Origin of the sequence: Myxococcus sp. CA039A, assembly GCF_013336645.1 — a bacterium.
Taxonomy (GTDB): Bacteria; Myxococcota; Myxococcia; order Myxococcales; family Myxococcaceae; genus Myxococcus; species Myxococcus llanfairpwllgwyngyllgogerychwyrndrobwllllantysiliogogogochensis.
Genome location: NZ_JABUMQ010000216.1, coordinates 1 through 19,270, shown reverse-complemented (window position 1 = coordinate 19,270; position 19,270 = coordinate 1). Strand labels below are relative to the sequence as shown.

The window sequence follows — 19,270 nt, the reverse complement described above, 5'->3', positions numbered from 1 at the left end:
GGGCCGGAGGGCTCGCACTACTTCACCACGCTGGTGGTGGATGACATGGAGGCCGAGGACTTCGCGCGAGTCCATCGCGGCATGGTGGATGCGCAGCGCGGGGAGCGGCAGTTCATCTACGAGCTGCTCCAGGTCCGCTCGGTGGAGGACGCGCTGGTGGCGGTGCTCGTCAATGACGACGTGCAGGCCTGCGTCGTCCGGCAGGACCTGCCCCTGCGATCACGCTCGCCGGTGAAGCAGCTGCGCTCCACGCTGGAGCCCATCCTGGCGGAGGCGGAGCGGAGGGGTGAAGCGGCGAGCCTCGTGGTGGCGCGCTGGGTGCGCCAGCTGCGCCCGCATCTCAACATCTACCTGATCACCGACGAGTCGCTGGTGAGCCGGGAGCTGCACACCGAGCGCCTCTTCGACCGCGTCTTCTACCGGTACGAGTCCGCGCATGAGCTGAACGTCACCGTGGTGGATGGCGTGCGCGAGCGCTACCGGACGCCGTTCTTCGATGCGCTCAAGCACTATGCCTCGCGGCCCATCGGCAACTTCCACGCGCTGCCGATTGCCCGGGGACACTCCGTCTACAACTCGCGCTGGCTGCGGGACATGGGGGAGTTCTACGGCCCCAACCTGTTCATGGCGGAGTCGTCCTCCACGGCGGGCGGCCTGGATTCGCTGCTGGATCCCACCGGCTCCATCAAGGAAGCGCAGGAGAAGGCGGCGCAGACGTTCGGCGCGCAGCACACCTTCTTCGTCACCAACGGCACGTCGACGGCGAACAAGATCGTCCACCAGACGTTGCTCCAGCCGGGTGACGTGGTGCTCATCGACCGCAACTGTCACAAGTCCCATCACTACGGACTGGTGCTGGCGGGGGCGCAGCCTTTGTACCTGGATGCGTATCCGGTGCGTGAGTACGCCATGTACGGCGGCGTGGCGTTGAGCACGCTGAAGGCGAAGCTGCTGGAGCTGAAGTCGGCGGGGCGGTTGGACAAGGTGAAGTTGGTGGTGCTCACCAACTGCACGTTCGACGGGCTCGTGTATCACCCGGAGCGGGTGATGGAGGAACTGCTCGCCATCAAGCCGGACCTGTCCTTCCTCTGGGACGAGGCGTGGTTCGCCTACGCCACCTTCATGCCGTTGGCGCGCCAGCGTACGGCGATGGCCGCGGCGAAGCGCCTGGCGGAGAAGCTGCGCAGCCGCTCCTATCGCGAGGAGTATCGGGCGTGGCGCGCGCGCCGGGGGGATGGGGACCCCGCGGCGGGGGCTCGGGCGATGGAGGAGCGCCTGATGGCGGATCCGGACAAGGTGCGGGTGCGCGTGTACGCCACCCAGTCCACGCACAAGTCGCTGTCCGCCTTCCGGCAGGGCTCCATGCTCCATGTCTGGGATGAGGACTTCGAGCGGCGCGCGTCGGCGGCGCTCACGGAGGCGTACTACACGCACATCACCACGTCTCCGAACCATCAAATCGTGGCGTCGTTGGATTTGTCGCGGCGGCAGGTGAACCTGGAGGGCTTCGCGATGGTGAAGGAGGCGTTCCAGCTCGCGATGCGGACGCGGGAGCGCCTGCGGGAGGACCCGTTGCTACATCGCTACCTGCGGCTGTTGGACGCGGAGCAGGTGGTGCCGGAGGTGTTCCGCAAGTCGGGGTTGAATCGCTACGTGGGCCCGGGCTCGGCGGGAGTGGATGACATGAGGCGGGCGTGGAGCCAGGACGAGTTCGTGCTGGACCCCACGCGCATGACGCTCTTCACCGCGCTCACGGGGCGCAATGGCTTCGAGTTCCGGAGCAAGGTGTTGATGGACCGGCTGGGCATCCAGGTGAACCACACGTCCATCAACACGGTGTTGCTGAACGCGACGATTGGCGTCACGTGGGGTTCGCTGTCCTTCCTGTTGGATGGGCTGCGGCACGAGGTGGAGCGACTGGAGTTGGCGTTGTCCCAGTCGACAGGGGTGGAGCGCCGGTTGTTCGACGCGAAGGTGCGGTCCATCACCGACGAGCTGCCGCCACTGCCGGACTTCAGTGGCTTCCATCCTGCCTTCCAGCCGTCAGGGGGCGTGGGGGAGGGAGACCTCCGCGCCGCGTTCTTCCTGGCGTACGGCGAGGAGAACTGCGAGTTCGTGCCCTTGACGGAGGCGGGCGCGGCGCTGGAGTCGGGGCGTCCGTTGGTGTCCACGCGCTTCGTGGTGCCGTATCCGCCGGGCTTCCCCATTCTGGTGCCGGGGCAGGAGGTGAGCCCGGGCATCGTGGAGTTCATGCGGAAGCTCGACGTGAAGGAGGTCCACGGCTACCAGCCGGAGCTGGGCCTGAGCGTCTTCACGGAGTCGGCACTGGAGCGCGTGGCGAGCGGCGGCGCGCGAGAGCTTCCAGCGCCACGGGCCCGAGGCACGCGTCATGCGCCAGGGAAAGGCCCGGTGCCCGCGCCGCACTGAGCAGCCGACACCGACGTCGCGCGACCCCATGAGGGGCTCCATTCCTGCCAGAGGTGGGTGCTGGAGCCTTATCTCGTGCGTCGGACACGCGTGTTGGTTCCTCCTGGGGTCCTCTTGGTTTCAGAAGAGAGGGCCATCTCGGAGGAAGCGATGAGGCCAGGTCTGGGAGGAAGCCTGCTGGTGGGGCTTCTGATGGTGGGCTGTGCGACGTCGCGGGTGGTTCACCTGGATACGGGGCAGGGGAGCCCCATCGCGTACACCCCACGGCAGCGTGTCGGCCCCGTCGAGGTTGACAGCGGCGAATTCAAGAGGGCGATGGCTCAGCTCATCCTGGACCTGCGCTTCTCGTTGCGGCCCACGGAGGCGACACGTTCGAGACTTCAACTCGTGTCGTGGGACGAGAGGACATGGGACGCAGAGCGTGGTGGAGGGTGCACCAGCCAGTCCGTGCCAGACGAGTGCCTGACGCTTCTGGGAGATGGCTTCAGCCTTCTTGATGCAGCTTCGCGACGGAATCTGGCGTTGTCCTTTGCTTGGGATGGCGTGTGGTCGGGCGTCCACGATGCGGTGAGGAACGTCGTCAACCCGCTGGCACTCAAGGCGATGATTTCGTCGGCCATGGCTGCCTATATGTTCCTGGTCTTGGCACCCGAGCCGCTGACCAAGTTCGTCGCGATCGCCCTGACAGCCTATGTCATCGCGTACATGGGCCTGGAGTCCTTCGAGAACCTCGTGGATGGCTGGACGCGGCTCTCCTCGGAGGCGGAGCGAGCTGTGTCCCTTCAAGAGCTGGAGACGGCGGGAAGTCGTTTCGGAGCGGTGATGGGAACGAATGGCGCGCGAGTCCTCATCCTCGCGCTGACGATGGCGTTGGGTGGCGGGGCCGCGAACATCGCGACGAAGGGGCCCCTGCTGCCGGGATTCGCTCGTGCGACGTTGGCGATCGAAGCCAACGCGGGAGTGCAACTCTCCGCCGCGTTGGGAGGTGGGGTTCGTTCTATCTCGTGGGCGCCAGGAGTCCTTACGGTAGGCCTCGCACCGACCGCGGTGGCCGCCACGGCGATGGGGGCCAACACTGGCGAAAGCGCCGGTGCATCCGTCACGGAGAGTCGACCGGAGTTGAAGCACGTCTTCAACGGAGTGAGGAACGCACCGGGTTTTCCGGCCAACTTCAAGGCTGTCCAGAATGGCACCACGCGAAACCGCGTCGACAACAAGGACCTGCTTGAGAAGTTGCGAGAAATCGAGCCCGGTGATTGGGTCAAAGTCTATAAGGACGGCTGGGTCGGTACGGACAAGGTGTCACTCCACTACTTTGAAAGCGCGTCGGGGAAGGTGTTCAACTTCAAGATGAAGCCTGGTTGGAGCAATCAATGAGTGAGTCCTCGTCAACTCGCGGGGCTTCGCTGGAGGACGTGTCGCTGCGCGCGGAAGGCGGCGATGAGGCACAGCGACTGGTGGCGATTGCCGCCCTGGGCATGTGTCACGCGCTGGCCTCGGGTGTGGTCACCGCTGCCTATGCATGTCAGCAGCTCTTGGGTCCTGCGCTCCTGGCCCGGCTGGAGACTCCCGGTGTCCATCCGGAGCTTCGTCGTGCCATCCACCTGGCGACCGAACTCGAGGACGTCGCCGACCTTGTGCCCGACAAGCTGCACGCCTCCATCGCGGAGATTGAGAACAAACTGCTGGCCGTGCTGTCCAGCCTCGCTTCCGCCGAAGTCACTGGCGCGAAGTGGCTGGTGAAACGGCCCGTGCCCGCGCCGCACTGAGGCGCGTACTCAGGCATGCCACGTGAGTGAGGAGTCCACCCTCGTCACGGCGGGGAGTGAGAAGAAGAACGTGGTGCCGAGGCCCGGCTGGCTTTCCACCCAGACGCGGCCACCATGGGCCTCGGTGATTCCCCTGACAATGGTGAGCCCCAGTCCGGCACCTTCCTTGTGCCGGCTCTTCGCCTGCCAGAAGGGCTCGAAGAGGTGGGTCAGGTCGTCGACCGGAATCCCGGAACCTGTATCGCTCACCGAGCAGCGAACCATGTCCCCCCACGGCTCCGCGCGCAGCGTGACGAACCCTCCCATCGGCGTGAACTTGAGGGCGTTGCCAATCAGGTTGGAGAAGAGCTGCAGCACCCGGTCCTTGTCGACGAACACGTCCGATGCCTGGGGCTCGACATCGAGCTGGAGGTGGACGGAGCGGGCGTCGGCGAGCGCGCGGTGTTGATCCAGCGCCTCCTGGAGCAACGCCGCCGTCGACTCCGGCCGTCGGTCCACCGTGAGCTGTCCTCCTTGCATCCGCGCTACGTCCAGCAGGTCCTCGATGAGCGTGGTGGCGCGGATGACGGCCTTCTGGATGGAGTTCAGCGGCCGAGAGTCCGCGAGCCGCTCCTCCGGCGAGCGCTTCATCAACGTCCCCGCGCTCAGCGCGATGACATTCAGCGGAGAGCGCAGGTCGTGCGCCACGATTCTCAGCACCTCGTCGCGAAGGAGCGTGGCCTCCTCGGACTCGGCATGCAGGCTGGCGTTGTCGATGGCGAGCGCGGCGCGGCGGGCCACCTCCTCGACCAGCGCCAGGTCTCTTGCGCCATAACGCCGCCCGGACTCGGACGTGCCCAGGGCGACCACCCCGAGCGTGTGTCCTCGCGCGCTCAAGGGCACGACGATGCAGGACTGGGGCGCGAGTCTCCGCAACATGTCCAGGTGCTGGGGCTCCTCCGACGACGCCTCCAGCAACGCCAGGGGCACTTCCTCGAGCAGCAGGGCCTTGCCTGACTTGAAGACCTCCGCCAGGAGGTGGCCTCGCCGGAAGGGCGTCTGTGGATACAGGTCGAACATCGCCTCCAGGAGTCCGGACTTCTCCGGCGAGGCGGCAAGGGATTGCCTGCGCAATACCCTTCCACCCTCGTTGAGCAACGCGACGAGGCAGAAGTCCGCGAGCGTCGGGACGACCAGCCGCGACACCGTGGAGAGCGTCGTCTGGGGGTCCAGGGAACTGGCGAGCCGAGGCCCGGCCTCCGCGAGCAGGAGCCAGTCGCTCTCCAGTCGCTTTCGCTCGGAGATGTCCAGGACCTGCGAGATGAAGTGCAGCGGCCTGCCCCGGGAGTCCTGAACGAGGGAGGCCGTCAGCAGCGCGTCGACCAGGTGCCCCTGCTTGTGGAGATAGCGCTTCTCCAACTGGTACGACCCCTGTTCCCCGTCGAGCAACCGCTTCACCACGAGCAGGTCCTGCTCCAGGTCTTCGGGAAAGGTGAGGTCGTGGAACGTCATCTGGAGCAGCTCCTCGCGCGAATATCCAAGGATCTGGCACAGCGCCTCGTTCACGTTCAGCAATCGTCCCTCCAGACTGACCAGGCACATGCCGATGGGCGCGTGCTCGAACGCGGCGCGAAAGAGCTCCTCTCGATTCCGACGGGCCTCCTCGGCCCGCTCGCGAGCACTGATGTCCCGGAGGATGACGACGCGCTGCTTCGTTCCATCCACCCACACGTCTGCCAGGGTGGCTTCCGCCGGGAACACCTCGCCCCCCTTGCGAAGTCCGAGGAGTCGACGGCGCTCCTCGCGCGGACTCACGCTGTCTCCCAGCGGCTCTTGCAACAGCAACCCCAGGGGCTGTCCCAGCGCGTCGCTCACGCTGTAGCCGAAGATTCGCTCCGCGCCGGTATTGAACAGGGTGATTCGCTGGTGCGCGTCGATGGTGATGATGGCGTCGGCCGCGTTGTTGACGATGCCGGAGAAGCGCGACTCCGAGTCGCGCAGCGACTTCTCCACCTCGCGCTGGCTCGCGTCCAACAGGGACAGGGCCTTCGCGTTGCGCGCCAGGATGGCCAGGAACGTGGCCACCGTGACGAGCGCGAACACGGAGGTTCCGAAAGGGGCGGAGTGAAGCCCCAGCCGCTCGCTGAACAGCCGCAGCCCCCAGACGATCAGCGGAATGAGGATGGTTGCTGGCAGCAACCTGCGCGCCATGAGACCGCCGGCGTCATCCCGGAGCAGCACGCCCATCAGCCCCTGCCGGGGATGCACGGAGAGCACGCCGAGCGCCAGCATCAGGAACAGGAGCGCCGTGTGCAACGCCATGGGTGAATAGCTCCCGAGCCTGTCGAGCCCGGGCAGGAGCGTGAGCGGAGCGTCCTCCAGGTACACGTAGCTGATGAGCGCCTGCGCGGCGATGAGCGCGACGAGCAGCGCCAGGGGCCGGGCGGGATGCCAGCCTTCTCGTGTCCTGACGTGAAGCAGCAGCAGGGCACCGCCCATCAAACAGAGGCTCAGCGCCGTCAGGGGAGAGGGGCGACCCGGCGGGCTCGGTGACAACCTGCGCAGCGTGTTCGCGAAGAGGAGGCGGTCGATGCCCAGGTCCGTTCGTGCCACGTACTGGAAGAGCACGAGCCCTCCGAGCAGGAGGACGAACAGGGCCATGGCCTGTCCGGTCGTCCGTCTGAGGCGGTTCGTCGGCTTGTCGCGCAGCAGCCAGAGCGCCATGCCCACGAGGAGCAGGCCCAGGGCCGTGTTCGGCATCATCATCCCGGCACCCGGCAGGGTCACCGCGCGGGTAAGCCGCTCGCTGGCGAGGGCCCAGCCGACCAGCGCCGTGGTCGTCACCAGGACGGCCATCAGGCACACGGCGGGGACCAGCCAGTCGAGCACCCTTTCGATTGGGTGCGGAGAGTCACTGGGGCGCGCTGCCGTCATGGGGCCGCGGTGGGTTCCGTCGCGAGGTCCGTTCAAAGGGTGCGAGCGTGGAGTTCACTCACCGCACCCGGGATGAAACTTCCATCCAGAAACCTGGAGATGCCCCGGCGCGAGGACCAGGGCGGGGCCCCGGTCAATCCACCGCCCGCCTCATCGAGTGCCCGCCTCGGGTGGCTCCTCCTGGGAGTGGGCCTCCCAGCGAATCCAGCGCAGGTCCCTCACGAAGAGGGTGTAGAGGACGGGGACGAGCAGCAACGTCAGCACCGTGGCCACGGTGAGCCCGCCAATCTGTGCGTAGCACAGCGGTTGCCACAGCGGGCCGCCATGCAAGGCGAGTGGGATGAGGCCCAGCACGGTGGCGGCCACCGTCACCAGCACGGGCCGCAGGCGGTGCACTCCCGCGTCGAGCAGTGACTCGCGCAGGGACTCGCCGCGCTCGTGAGCCTCTTCGATGTAGTCAAAGAGGACGATGATGTGACTGACGATGACGCCCATCAGGCTGATGATGCCCAGGAAGGCCATGAAGCTGAACGGCGCGCCCATGATGACCAGGGACACCAGCGCCGCCGCCGCGCCGAAGGGAAGGGCCGCGAAGACGACCAGCGGTTTGACGGCGTTCTTGAACTGGATGACGAGCATCACGTAGATGGCGACAATGAGCATGCCCAGCACGACGACCATGCTGGAGAAGCTCTTCTTCTGTTCCTCCGCCTCGCCGCCAATCTCCATCGTGTAGCCGATGGGCAGGCTCTTCTGGAGCGCATCGAGCCCGGGGCGGGCTTCCTTCAGGATTTCCGACGCGAGGACGCCCTGTTGGGGAAAGGTGGAGACGGTGATGGTGCGGAACTGGTTGCGGCGGCGGATCTTCTCCGTCTGGAGCGAGTAGGTGACGACGGAGACCTGCCGCAGCGGGACTTTTTGAGGCCCCGTGCGGGAGCTGACGTAGAGGTTCTCGATATCGCCCAACTGGGCGCGCTCCTCCGCGCGGAGCCGGGCGACGATGTCGATTTGATGAATCCCCTCGCGAAGCTGACCCACCGTCATGCCGTTCATGGCGACGGCGGAAGACGTGGCCACGTCCAGGTTGGTGACGCCCGCGAGGTTTGCCCTGTCCGGGTCCACCTCCAGCTTCACGGAGAACGTGTCACTGCCCCAGTCATCCCGGGTGCGAGCCGTCCCGGGGACGGAGCGGAAGAGGGCCTTGGCGCGCTCGGCGATATCTCGGAGCAGGGAGATGTCCTCGCCGGAGATGCGGATGGACACGGGGATGCCCACGGGCTTGCCGGTCTCCAGCTCCCGCACGTCGATGCGCGCGCCGGCGATTCGCCGTGACAGCGCCTCCTGGAACAGTGGCACCAACACGCGGGTGTCTTCCTTGTCTCGGACCTGGACCACGAGCTGTGCGTAGTTGAACTGTTGCAGCTCGGGCGCCACGGAGAACCAGAAGCGCGGCCCGCCGCCGCCGATGAACTCCGTCACCGACTCGAGGATTTCGTGGGGCGGGTCGTCGCCCTTCGCGTGGGCCTTGCCATAGTCCTCGGCCACCTCCTGGAGGATGCGCGTGGCTTCGCGGGCCGTGTCTCGCGTGGCGGTGAGCGTGGCGTCCTCGGGCAGCCAGACGTCCACGTAGGACAGATAGGACAGGTCCTTGGGGAAGAAGGCGGACCTGACGCGGGTGCCCACCAGCGCGCCCGCGATGAGGATGACCAGCGCCACGCCGACGACGAGGAGGCGGTGGTCGATGGCCCAGCCGACGACCTGCTGGTAGCGCATCGTGAAGCCCCGCGTGCTCCGCTGCCCGGGCGCCAGCTCCGCGTGGGTGGGCGCGCGCAGGATGGTGGAGCCCAGCAGCGGGATGAACGTCATGGAGACGATGCGCGAGGCGACCAGGGACAGGGTGAGGACGATGGGCAGCGTGCGGATGAAGCGGCCCGTGTCCCCGGGCAGCGCGAGGAAGGGCAGGTAGGCGGCGATGTTGGTGAGGGTGGCGAAGAGGATGGCGGTGGCCAGCTTCGTGGGCCCGAGCCATGCGGCGATGCGCGGCTTCCAGCCCATGGACAGGGAGCGTTTGATGGCGTCGCTGGCGACCACGGGGTCATCCACCAGCAGGCCCAGGGCGATGATGAGCGACGCGATGGAGATCTGCTGGAGGTCCACGCCGAACACGTGCATCAGCCCGAAGGTCATAGCCAGGGTGATGGGGATGGACAGGGCCAGCAAGAGCGCGGTGCGCCACTCCCAGAAGCCGATGAGCGCCACGAGGACGACGAGGATGATGGCCTCGTAGAGCGACGACATGAACAGGTCGACGTTCTCCTTCACCTGGAGCGGCTGGTCCGACGTGCGACGGATGACGAGGTCCTCGGGCAGGAGTCGCTGGACGTGTGCCAGTTCCTCGCTCACCACCTTCCCGAAGTGGTCGATCTGCTCGCCGGGCCGCATGTTGACGGCGAGGGTGATGGCGCGGTTGCGGACGAAGTGTCCCTGGGCGTCTCGCGCGTCCAGGTAGTTCAGGAAGCGGGGCGGGCTCTGGTAGTCGCGGCGCACGTCCACCAGGTCGCGCAGGTACACCGGGGAGCCGCCGCTGGGGGTGGTGAGGATGTCACCCAGTTGCGTCTCGCTGGTGAGCTCGCCGGACGGGTCGATGGTGATGCTCTTCCCGCCAATCTCCAGGATGCCGCCGGGCGCGGTGATGTTGCGCGCGGAGATGATGTTGGCGAGCCCGGACTGGTTGACGCCATAGGAGGCGAGCCGCTCCTGGGAGTACTCGAGATAGATTTTCTCCGGCAGCACGCCGCTGCGGGTGACCTTGGAGACGACGGGCAGGCGCTGGAGGTGACGCTGGAGGGTGTCCGTGAAGTCGTCGAGCTGCCGGTGGGTGTAGCGGTCCCCCGCGTTCTCCGTGAGTCGCGCCCGTGCGTCCTTGGGTGAGCGCACGACGATGGGGCGCCACACGTCGGGGTGGAGCTCGGAGAGGCTCAAGTGGTCCTGGGCGAACGCGCGCAGGTGTTCCAGCAGCGCCGGGTCCTCCAGCGACGTGGCCATGTCCACGCCGATGAAGCCGGGGCTCTGGATGAGTCGGGCGTCGTCCGTCTCTGGCAGGGTGTCGAAGAACCTGCGCGCCTGGTCTCCCAGCCGCTGCATGGACGTCGCGTTGATGGCGGGTGGGAAGCTCACCACCACCGTCGCACGGGGAGCGTCGGAGGCCGCGGCGGAGCGCACTTCCTCGATGGCCCGGGCGATGGCGCGTGAGCGCAGCTCCAGCTCCACGTCGTTCGCCTTCGGGCTGGCCACCGTGAGCATCAGCGTGGCGGTGTCGCCGAAGTCCTTCAGGAACTGCACGGGGCCGGCGCCGCCAGGCAGGTCCCGTATCGTGTCGAGCCGTCCCTGGATGTCGTCGAACTCCTTGGCCCGGTCCGTCACGTCCTCCTTCAGCGTGACGTAGACGACGGAAAGGCTGGTGCGGCTGATGGACTCGATCTTCTCGACGCTGGCGTTCTCGGAGATCTTCTGTTCGATGCGGCGGGTGACGAGCTGCTCGATCTTCTCCGCCTCGGCGCCGGGCCACAGGCAGGTGGCCACCGCGACGCGCACGGCGATGACGGGGTCCTTCGCCTTGGGCATCTTGAAGTAGCCGTAGACACCCCACGCCAGGGTGAAGGCGAGGAACACCCAGGCCACCTGGCGTTTCTCCGTGAAGTAGCGCGCGGTGTTGTGCTTGTGGCGCACCAGCGCTTCGTCGCGAGCCCGCTCCGCCTGCTCCGGAGTCGGAGGTGTCCCGGGCCCGTCGGTGGGGGCGCTCAAGGAATCACCTCGACCGCTTCCCCGTCCGACAGGAGGCTGGCGCCGGTGACGACGATGCGCTCACCGGCCTGGAGCCCTTGCTTCACGGGGATGACGTTGCCCAGGTACTCGCCGAGCGTCACCTCGCGGGCTCGCACCAGGGCCTTGCCGTCCTGCTCCTGGAGGATGAACACGGCGAAGCCGTCCGGCTTGCCGGGCGCGCGGACGATGGAGGACAGCGGCACGAGCAGCTCGGGCTGGAGTCGGGCGGAGCCTCCATCGCGCAGCGACAGCGCGGCCACCATGCCGGGCTTGAGTCGCTGGTCGGCGTTGGGGATGGAGACCTCCACGGCGAAGACGCGACTCTTCGGGTCGGCGGAGGGGGCGATGCGGGAGATGCGCCCCTCGAACTGCTGGCCGGGGAAGGCCTGGGTGATGACGGCCTGGGGCGCACCGAGTCGGACATTGGGCAGCAGGGTGTCTGGGACGCCGAACACGACGCGGACGGTCTGCGTCTCCGCGACGGAGAAGGCGACGGTGCCGGGCGCGGCCAGGGCGCCGACCTCCACGGCGCGCTTGAGCACCACGCCCGTCAACGGCGAGCGGAGCTGGGTGTCGTCGAGCGCCGTGCGGGCTTCGTCCACGCGAGCCTGGGCTACGGCGGCGGCCGCCGCGGCGCTGTCTCGCTGGGTGCGTGCGGCGTCGAGCTGCGCGGGTGTCTGCACTTCGGCGTCGACGAGCTTCGTCGTGCGGTCGAAGTTGATCTGCGCCTGTTCCTGGGCGGCACGGGCCTGGGCGAACGCCGCGCGGGCTTCGGTGAGCTTCTGCGAGTAGTCCGTCTTGCGCAGCGCCGCCAGCTCCGTGCCCTCGCGGACGTTGTCGCCTTCCTGGAGGAGGCGGGGGCGGCCGTCGACATCGCGCACCTTGGCGATGGACTCCACGTAGCCACCGACCTTGAAGGCCAGGTCCACTCGGGTGGCCGGCTGAATCTCCGCGGAGAAGCGCGCGTTCGCCGTCGTCCCGGCGCGGCCCACGGTGGCGATGCGCACCGCGGTGGGAGGTGCGGGCGGAGGCTGACTTCGTCCGCAGGCGAGCCCGAGCAAGGCCCACCCGAGGAGAGTGAAGGCCTGGAACGACATCCTCATGGTGCGGGCTCCTGCGATGCGGCAAGCGTGTTGCGTGAAGGACAGCCCCGGAGGACCGGGGCCATCTCGTGGGAAAGCTCACCACGCTGAAGCGGCGTCTCGGGTGTGGGTACGGGGTGGTGGGCGTTGCGTGTCACGCGCTCGACAGGGATGAGCGCGGGGATGCTCAGAGGACGACGAGCAGCCCGAGTGAAGCTGTCGGGTAGACCTGCCGCAGCTTCAACTCACCGGCGGTGACGCGAAGGGCGCGAGTGTCCGTGAAGGTGAACCCAGGCCCGCCGCGCGCCGTCAGTCCGAGCCGCCCGGCCCCCGGCCGCCACATGACGCCCACCGCCGGCTCCAGGAACGCCGTGGTGCTGGCGCCCTGCGACGGGCCCTTGCCGGAGCGGGCCACGAACTCCTCGAAGCCCGCGGTCACGCCCACGAACGGACGCAGTGCCCCATTCGCGAGCGTCAACACCGTGTAGCGCGCGTCCGCGCCCACCGCGTAGTTGAGCTTCACCTCGCCCAGCTCCGCCCCGTCGAAGCGCGTCCTCACGCCCACCGTGTTGCCCCACTGGCCCGCGCGCGTCATCAGGCCGAAGGAGAAGGGCCCGTCGAACGACGGCGAGATGTCCAGCCGGATGCCGTACATGGACGCGTCCAGGGCGGGCGGCTGGAACTCCAGCAGCACCGCGCCTCGCCGCTCCCGCTCCTGCGGAGGAATCCGCTCCCCGGCGTCATCGGCCAGGGCCGGCGCCCCCAGCAATGCCACCGACGCCAGGACCGCCTTCAGGGCTCCTCGTGACTGGATTCGCATCGTGCTCTCCCCTTAGTCGTTCGACTAAATTAGTTACACGACTAACTAAGACCGGGCTCAAGGGATGTCAAGGCGACCGGGCAGCCGGGGTGGGGCACCCTTGCGGGTAGGTGTGTGGCGTCCTATGGGGGACAGATGGCCCGTCCACGCAGCGCAAAGACACCGTCCAGTCCTCCCCCGGAGCCGGCGGCCCCGGGCGTGCCGGATGCGCGGGAGCGCCTCATCGCCGCGAGCTCACGCGTGCTCGCGGAGCGTGGCTACGACGCGACGACGGTGAAGGAGGTGGCGCGCGTGGCGGGGGTGAACCAGGGCTTGGTGCACTACTACTTCGGCAGCAAGGACGCGCTGCTGCTGGCCGTCACACGCGAGCACAGTCAGCAGTACGCGGAGGAGTTGCGCCAGTTGCGGGAGGAGACGCCGCTGGAGCAACTGGCGGACACGAGCTTCGCATGGGGAGAGAGTCACCTGCGCGAGTCACCCGCGCAGTTCCGCCTGCGCTATGAGCTGTTCGCGCTGGGGCTGCGCAATCCGGAGCTGACCTCCGCCGTCGCCGAGCTCCAGGCCCAGGGCGACATGGAGGTGGCGCGGACGGTGGCCCTGTACCGGGGTGGGGACGCGGCGAAGCCGGAGCCCACCGACCTGCACTACGCGGTCATCATCAAGGCCTGCTTTGACGCGCTCGCGCTCCAGGCGCTGTTGGATCCGAAGTTCGACGCGGCGCCCATCTACGCGCTCTTGAAGCGAATGGTGCTGTCGAGCGTGGATGGACCCGGGAGCGCGAAGCCCGCGCGGCGGGGGAGCAAGGGGCAGGCACGGCGAGGGAAGACTCCGGCTCGCCGTCGTCGGGTGCCTCGGTCGCCTCGCTAGAGGGCGGTGCGTTGTCCTGGCGTGAGGAACCTCACGCGTCGGTCTCCGCGAAACGCGGCGCGTACGTCGGCCTCGGTGGAGAGGGGCTCGAAGGTGCCGTAGTGCATGGGGATGATGAGGGATGGGCGGAAGTACTTCCGGATGGCGAGCGCCGCGGTGCTCGGCCCCAGTGCCCAGCGTCCACCACCGGCGGCGAGCAGCACGATGTCCGGATGGAAGAGCTCCTGGATGAGCGACATGTCGCCGAAGAGCCAGGTGTCTCCCGTGTGGTAGAGCGAGCGCCCGTCCGCGAAGGTGAGCACGTAGCCCAGTGGCCTGCCCCCGGGCTCTGTCGAGTGCATGGCGGGCACGGCATGGACCTGGATGTCGCCGATTGTGAAGCCACCGCCCACGTTGACGCTGTGCTGCTGCGCCTCGGGAATCTTCATGGCTCGCAGGTGCTCACCGGTGGTGACCACGAGGGCACCTGTCACGCGGGCCAGCTCGGGGACATCACCGGCGTGGTCACCATGCGCGTGCGTCACGAGAATGGCCGCGGGTTTCTCCTCGGCGTAGCGGGTGAGTGACTTCCACTCGGTGGGGGTGCTCGGGTTGTCCTTCAACCAGGGGTCGATGAGCAGGCGCGTGCCTCCGGGCGAGATGACCTCGAACGCGGCGTGGCCGAGCCACGTCACGCGAAGTCCGCTGGAGGGTTCGAGGGTGGCACTCACGGTGGACGTGGGCCGGGGCGCCGACGCGAGTCCGTTGACGGGAGGCGCTGCTGGCGCGACGACACCGGGCGGAGGCGCCTTCACGGTGACGGCGGCCGACGCTGGCGAGTCCGAAGCAACGCGCACCGGCGGCTCGACGACGTCGGGGCGAGGCGCCTTCACGGTGACGGTGGCCGGCGCTGGAGTGCCCGAGGCCGCGTGCACCGGCGGCTCGACGACACCGGAACGCGAAGCCCGCGCGGTCGCGGCTGGTGCCGGCGTGGCGGAGGTGGGCATCGCGAGCGTCAGTGAGAGCAGCAAGCACGGCATGAAGGGGTGGGGGCGGCGCATCGACACTCCTCGGTCGAACGGGCTCGCGACCGTGGAGGCGCGAGCCGTCATGGGGTGCACCGAGGAATAGAAGGGGGACGGCGTGCGGGGCTTGGGCGTTATTGACGTTGAATCGCGCGCGCGTACTGGCCCGGAGTCATCCCGACGATGCGTCCGAAGTGGCGGTTGAGCTGGCTCTGGTCATAGAGCCCGACCTCCGCGGCGACGGTGCCCGCGGCGAGTCCTTGTGCGAGCAGCGTCCTCGCCCGGGCCACGCGCAGATGCGTGACGTACTCGTGCGGTGGAAGTCCCAGCTCTGAGCGGAACACACGCAGCAGATGGAACTTGTTGAGTCCCACCGCGGACGCGAGCGTCTCCAACTCCACGTTCAGGGTGAAGCTCGCGTGCAGGTACTCGCGGGCGCGTGACACCGCGGCGCGGTGTGGGGCAGGGGAGGCCGGGGGCTTCGTCTCTCCGTACTCGGTGAGCAGGGCCTCGAGTGTCTCCGCCACCAATGATTCGCACTCCAGTGTGTCCTGCGTCCTCCGGGCCAGTGCGTCATGGAGCGCGAGGGCCGTGAGTTCCGTGCGGCCCTCGCCCTGGGACAGCGCGGTGCGCAGATGGGGCGTCGCCGCGAAACCCAATTGGAGCGAGGCCTGTCGCACCAGCGCCGGCGAGAAGGCGACGGACTGCGCGGTGACAGGCGCGTGGACTCGCTCGTCGCGGTGAACCTCGCCCGGTTCCTTGAGCTTGATCCGACGTCCGGGGCCATGTGTCCAGGTGCGCTTGCGGTACCAGAAGTCGAAGGCACCCGCGTACGTCACGGTGAGGCCGTAGGCAGTGGAATGTCCCGTCCACAGGCGGGTGTCATTCTCCACTCGGACGACTTGCACGTCGGGAACCGAGAGAGGGCGCCAGGTGATGACGGTGGCGGGGCGCGCGTGTGGCATGGTGTTTCGTCCTTGATGCTTTCTATCTCACGTTTAGGGTGCTTCACGAGGTAAGGGGCGTCGTGACAGTCGGGGGGGCGCGCTAAAAGCGCTGAACCGGGCCTTTTCTGGCGGCCTACTGGGCCGGAGGATGGAGACATGCCAGGAGCCACAGGCGGTCAGAGCGTGGGGGGCGCACGCATGGGGACGGATGCGGAGGGCGCGTTGCGCGCGGTGCGGTCGCTCGTGGAGCTGGACGAGACGGAAGAGGCGGCACAGCTCTACGAGGAGCTGGGGGCCTCGCAGCGCGAGCGACTCCGAAAGCAGGCGGCGCAAGGGCCGGTCAAGGAGCGGCGGGGTCTGGTGGAGGTGCTGCGCCGAGCGCGCGACTTCCTGGGCGCCGCGCGATTGATGGATGGCAGCGGCGACGACGCCGCGGCCGCGGACCTCTACGTCCAGAGTGGCCAGTACATGGAAGCGGCGGAGGCGTGGCTGCGCGCGGGAGACTCCGAGCGAGCCGCCGCGGCCTTCGAGCGGGGCGGAGCCCTGGAGCGCGCGCTGGAGGTCTATCGCGGCCTGGGGGCGCGGGAGTCCATGGCGCAGTGCCTGGTCCGGCTCAAGCGGCTCTTCGACGCGGCGGAGCTCTACCGTGAGCTGGGCCAGCCGCACGCGGAGGTGGAAGCCCTGGGCGGTGTGACGCCCGAGGACCCTCGCTACATCGAAGCGGTGCTGCGCATGTGCCGGCTGCTGGACGTGGAGGGCTTCACGCACCAGGCGCTCGCCGTGCTGGTGGACGCGTTGGCCAGCTCCGAAGTGGCGCGCTCGGAGCCCGCCATGGTGACCGAGCGGGCACGGCTGCTGCGGCGCATGGGGATGAACGCGGAGGCGGAAGCCGTGCTCGGCCGACGCAACGCGACCAGCGCCACGCCGGTGGCCAACGGCTATCGCTTCCTCAAGGCCATTCCCATCTTCAGCGAGCTGACCCTGGAGGACATGAAGGACCTCTACCGTCAGGCGCGGCAGGTCGTGCTCGCGCAGGACTCGGTGGTGCTGGAGAAGGGCGAGCCGGGGGTCGGGTTGCTCGTGCTCCTGGAGGGGACGGTGGACGTCTTCAGCGGTCCGGAGGCGGATGCCCGTCAGCTCAACTCGCTGGGGCCGGGTGCGTACCTGGGAGAGATTTCGCTGGTGCAGGACGCACCGGTGTCCGCCCACGTGCGGGCACGCACGGCCGTGCGCGCGCTGCGCATCAGCCGTGCCGCCTTCGAGCACTACCTGGACACGCACGAGGCCGCCGCGCTGCGCATCTACCGCCTCTTCACCCAGAACCTCGCGGAGCGGGTGCGTGCCCTGAGCACCTGACGTCGCGACGGCACGGCGTCACTTCCAGGCGCAGCCCTTGATCTTCTTGCAGAAGGCCGAGTTCGTGGCCTTCTTGCAGTCCATGGCGATGCCCATGCACATCTTCGAGGCGTACGAGTAGGAACAGCCGGGCTGGCTGTTGCAGAAGACGCTCGAATACACACCGCAGAAAGTCGCCTTCCCGGTGCACTGGCCGCCGCCTTCGTTCGCCGCCGTGTCCTCCGCGGCCTTCTGCGTCCCGTCCTTCGGGGACGACTCCTTCGCCTTCCCGTCCGCCGAGTCCTGGGGCGCGGGGGAGGCGGGCTTCGCCTGGGTATTCTTGTTTTTTGTGTCGGAGGAGGGCCCCTCCGCGCTGGCGGGAGCACAGGCGAGCAGCACCGCGGTCGCCAATCCCATGACGAGTCCCAGCCGCTCTGCGTGGCGAAGCATATGCCGTCCTTTCGGCGCGGAGCCCGGTGGCTCCGCCGTGGTTTGAACAGGCCAGTGTAGAGGACTCCTTCCGGGCGTGGGGGTGGTGGCGTGCTCGGCGGCCTGCCTCACCCAAGGGGGTGGGTCCTTTTCGCGCGACTGTCATCGACGGGGATGGCTCGCGCGGATAACATGCTGGGCTTCATGGCCAGGCAGGATGGCGCCAGCGAAGATCCCGACCGGGGGCGGCGCATCGGAAAGTACGAAATCCTCACCCGCCTCTCGATGGGCGGAATGGCGGAGCTTTTTCTCGCCTTCACCTCGGGACCGGGCGGCTTTCGAAAGTTCGTCGCCGTCAAACAGATCCTCCCGGACATCAAGAAGGACGAGCAATTCGTCCAGATGTTCCTGGATGAGGCGCGAATCACGGCGGCGTTCTCGCACGCGAACATCGGGCAGGTGTTCGACCTGGGCGAGGACGGCGGCGAGCTGTACCTGGCCATGGAGTTCCTGCCCGGGCAGAACCTGGAGCAGGTGGTCAAGGCCTCCACGCGGCAGCAGTACGGGTTGCCGCTCGGCTTCATCGGGCGGGTGATTCGCGATACCTGCCTGGGGCTGCACTACGCGCACCACTTCACGGACCCCTCCGGGCGTCCGGTGTCGGTGGTGCATCGCGACGTGTCTCCGAAGAACGTGATGCTCACCTATGACGGGGTCGTCAAGGTGATCGACTTCGGCATCGCCAAGGCGCGCGGCCGGCTGGGCCGTACGCAGGTGGGCACGGTGAAGGGGACCAGCGGGTACATGTCCCCGGAGCAGGTGCGTGGCCAGGGGATGGATGGCCGCAGCGACTTGTTCTCCGTGGGGGTGATGCTGCACGAGATGCTCACCGGCCAGCGGCTGTTCAACGGTCCGCACGAGGCCGCGGTGATGCTGCAGATCGTGGAGGCGAACGTCGTCTCGCCCCGCGCGGGCAACCCGGACATTCCGGAGGCCCTGGACGCGGTGGTGATGCGCGCGTTGTCGCGCGACGTGGCGCAGCGCTTCGCGAGCGGCCGGGAAATGGCGCGCGCCATCGAGGCGGCGCTGGGGCCGGAGCTGTTCGACGAGGACGGCATCACCGAGGTGATGGGCGCGCTGTTCCAGGAGAAGCGCCAGAAGACGCGCACGCTCCTGGAGCTGGCCAGCAGCGCCGAGGACGCCCGGGTGAGCGAGGTCGCCGGTGCGCTGCAACAGGATGAAGTGGCCGAGCCCGGAGCCGCCACGCGGGTTCCCACCCCGCGAGCGAAGGTTCCGCCAGCAGGGCCCTCTTCGACGGCGGTGCAGAGCCGCACGGACGTGAGCAGCGCGCCCAAGCCGGTGCCGCAGCGACGTCCAGCGGCGCCGACGGATTCGGAGCTCTCCACCCGCGTGGGGGTGGGCAGCGCGCCCAAGCCGACGCCGCAGCGCCGGCCCGCCACGCCGACGGACCCGGAGATACCGACGCGCGCGGGTGCCGGCAGCGGGCCCAAGGCCGTGCCGCAGCGAAGGGCCGCGTCCGAGCCCACCTCGGCGACGCCGCGCAAGCCTCGGCTCGCCCTGGAATCAGGGCTCTCTCGTACGCCCCGGCCCCGACCCGAGGAGTCCGCGGAGGATGCGGAGTCTCTCGACGAGCCGAGCGACCTCTCGACGCAGCAGTTCCGCACCCGTCCGCCGCGTCCCGGAGCGAATCAGGCGGGCGCGCGAGCGGGGCGTGGCGCCACGCGAGGTGACGCGGAGCGCTCGGACACGCCTCGGCAGACGCCTGTCGCCAAGCCGCCGTCGCGCTGGATGGGGCGACTGGTGATGCTGGTGGTCCTGGGCGGGTTGGGCT

General features: G+C 68.2%; 14 protein-coding genes. 7 read left to right on the top strand and 7 right to left on the bottom strand.

Going from position 1 to position 19,270, the window contains the following annotated elements; genetic code table 11:
• The 3 genes from HR086_RS30535 to HR086_RS30525 form a co-directional block, all read left to right on the top strand.
• Window positions 1–2,427 (top strand): aminotransferase class I/II-fold pyridoxal phosphate-dependent enzyme (locus tag HR086_RS30535; RefSeq protein ID WP_174467393.1); only part of this gene is annotated, 2,427 nt, incomplete at its 5' end.
• 180 nt (window positions 2,428–2,607) lie between these two features.
• Window positions 2,608–3,804, top strand: coding sequence for a hypothetical protein (locus tag HR086_RS30530; RefSeq protein WP_174467392.1), 1,197 nt, complete (start codon window positions 2,608–2,610; stop codon window positions 3,802–3,804).
• Window positions 3,801–4,196: a DUF3969 family protein gene (locus tag HR086_RS30525; protein WP_174467391.1), complete on the top strand. Its 396-nt coding sequence runs from the start codon at window positions 3,801–3,803 to the stop codon at window positions 4,194–4,196. Before HR086_RS30530 ends, HR086_RS30525 begins: the two co-directional genes overlap by 4 nt.
• Window positions 4,197–4,205: 9 nt before the next feature.
• Here HR086_RS30525 and HR086_RS30520 read toward each other — a convergent pair whose 3' ends face one another.
• The 4 genes from HR086_RS30520 to HR086_RS30505 all read right to left on the bottom strand — a co-directional run bounded on the left by HR086_RS30520 (window position 4,206) and on the right by HR086_RS30505 (window position 12,836).
• Window positions 4,206–7,064, bottom strand: coding sequence for a PAS domain S-box protein (locus HR086_RS30520; RefSeq protein WP_373564376.1), 2,859 nt, complete (start codon window positions 7,062–7,064; stop codon window positions 4,206–4,208).
• A 195-nt stretch (window positions 7,065–7,259) separates the two neighbouring features.
• Window positions 7,260–10,913: an efflux RND transporter permease subunit gene (locus HR086_RS30515; RefSeq protein WP_174467389.1), complete on the bottom strand. Its 3,654-nt coding sequence runs from the start codon at window positions 10,911–10,913 to the stop codon at window positions 7,260–7,262.
• On the bottom strand, window positions 10,910–12,037 hold the full coding sequence (locus HR086_RS30510; RefSeq protein ID WP_174467388.1) for an efflux RND transporter periplasmic adaptor subunit: 1,128 nt from the start codon (window positions 12,035–12,037) through the stop codon (window positions 10,910–10,912). Before HR086_RS30510 ends, HR086_RS30515 begins: the two co-directional genes overlap by 4 nt.
• A gap of 166 nt (window positions 12,038–12,203) precedes the next feature.
• Window positions 12,204–12,836 carry a hypothetical protein gene (locus tag HR086_RS30505; RefSeq protein WP_141646781.1) on the bottom strand — a complete coding sequence of 211 codons (633 nt, stop codon included), beginning with the start codon at window positions 12,834–12,836 and terminating at the stop codon, window positions 12,204–12,206.
• A 135-nt stretch (window positions 12,837–12,971) separates the two neighbouring features.
• Here HR086_RS30505 and HR086_RS30500 point away from each other — a divergent pair, with 135 nt between their 5' ends.
• Window positions 12,972–13,703 (top strand): TetR/AcrR family transcriptional regulator, encoded by a 732-nt coding sequence (locus HR086_RS30500; RefSeq protein WP_174467387.1) that lies wholly within the window; start codon window positions 12,972–12,974, stop codon window positions 13,701–13,703.
• Here HR086_RS30500 and HR086_RS30495 read toward each other — a convergent pair.
• A complete protein-coding gene (locus tag HR086_RS30495) occupies window positions 13,700–14,377 on the bottom strand; it encodes a metal-dependent hydrolase (RefSeq protein WP_174467386.1) in 678 nt (225 codons plus the stop codon). The two genes, HR086_RS30500 and HR086_RS30495, sit on opposite strands and share 4 nt — an antisense overlap.
• Before the next feature lie 25 nt (window positions 14,378–14,402).
• On the opposite strand from HR086_RS30495, the gene HR086_RS49820 reads away from it, so the two are divergent.
• Window positions 14,403–14,813: a hypothetical protein gene (locus HR086_RS49820; protein ID WP_174467385.1), complete on the top strand. Its 411-nt coding sequence runs from the start codon at window positions 14,403–14,405 to the stop codon at window positions 14,811–14,813.
• Between the two features lie 28 nt (window positions 14,814–14,841).
• Here HR086_RS49820 and HR086_RS30485 read toward each other — a convergent pair whose 3' ends face one another.
• Window positions 14,842–15,672, bottom strand: a complete 831-nt coding sequence (locus HR086_RS30485; protein ID WP_174458994.1) for a helix-turn-helix domain-containing protein — start codon at window positions 15,670–15,672, stop codon at window positions 14,842–14,844.
• Between the two features lie 138 nt (window positions 15,673–15,810).
• Here HR086_RS30485 and HR086_RS30480 point away from each other — a divergent pair, with 138 nt between their 5' ends.
• Window positions 15,811–17,010, top strand: a complete 1,200-nt coding sequence (locus HR086_RS30480) for a cyclic nucleotide-binding domain-containing protein (protein ID WP_174467384.1) — start codon at window positions 15,811–15,813, stop codon at window positions 17,008–17,010.
• A gap of 18 nt (window positions 17,011–17,028) precedes the next feature.
• On the opposite strand, the gene HR086_RS30475 is transcribed toward HR086_RS30480, so the two are convergent.
• Window positions 17,029–17,439, bottom strand: coding sequence for a hypothetical protein (locus HR086_RS30475; RefSeq protein WP_174467383.1), 411 nt, complete (start codon window positions 17,437–17,439; stop codon window positions 17,029–17,031).
• Between the two features lie 183 nt (window positions 17,440–17,622).
• Here HR086_RS30475 and HR086_RS30470 point away from each other — a divergent pair.
• A partial coding sequence (locus HR086_RS30470; RefSeq protein ID WP_174467394.1) for a serine/threonine-protein kinase occupies window positions 17,623–19,270 on the top strand: 1,648 nt, incomplete at its 3' end.

Bases quoted from the DNA above. Each gene is read 5' to 3' on its own strand.
- HR086_RS30525 (WP_174467391.1), top strand. From the start codon at position 3,801: ATGAGTGAGTCCTCGTCAACTCGCGGGGCTTCGCTGGAGGACGTGTCG.
- HR086_RS30510 (WP_174467388.1), bottom strand. From the start codon at position 12,037: ATGAGGATGTCGTTCCAGGCCTTCACTCTCCTCGGGTGGGCCTTGCTC.
- HR086_RS30505 (WP_141646781.1), bottom strand. From the start codon at position 12,836: ATGCGAATCCAGTCACGAGGAGCCCTGAAGGCGGTCCTGGCGTCGGTG.
- HR086_RS30500 (WP_174467387.1), top strand. From the start codon at position 12,972: ATGGCCCGTCCACGCAGCGCAAAGACACCGTCCAGTCCTCCCCCGGAG.
- HR086_RS30485 (WP_174458994.1), bottom strand. From the start codon at position 15,672: ATGCCACACGCGCGCCCCGCCACCGTCATCACCTGGCGCCCTCTCTCG.
- HR086_RS30480 (WP_174467384.1), top strand. From the start codon at position 15,811: ATGCCAGGAGCCACAGGCGGTCAGAGCGTGGGGGGCGCACGCATGGGG.
- HR086_RS30475 (WP_174467383.1), bottom strand. From the start codon at position 17,439: ATGCTTCGCCACGCAGAGCGGCTGGGACTCGTCATGGGATTGGCGACC.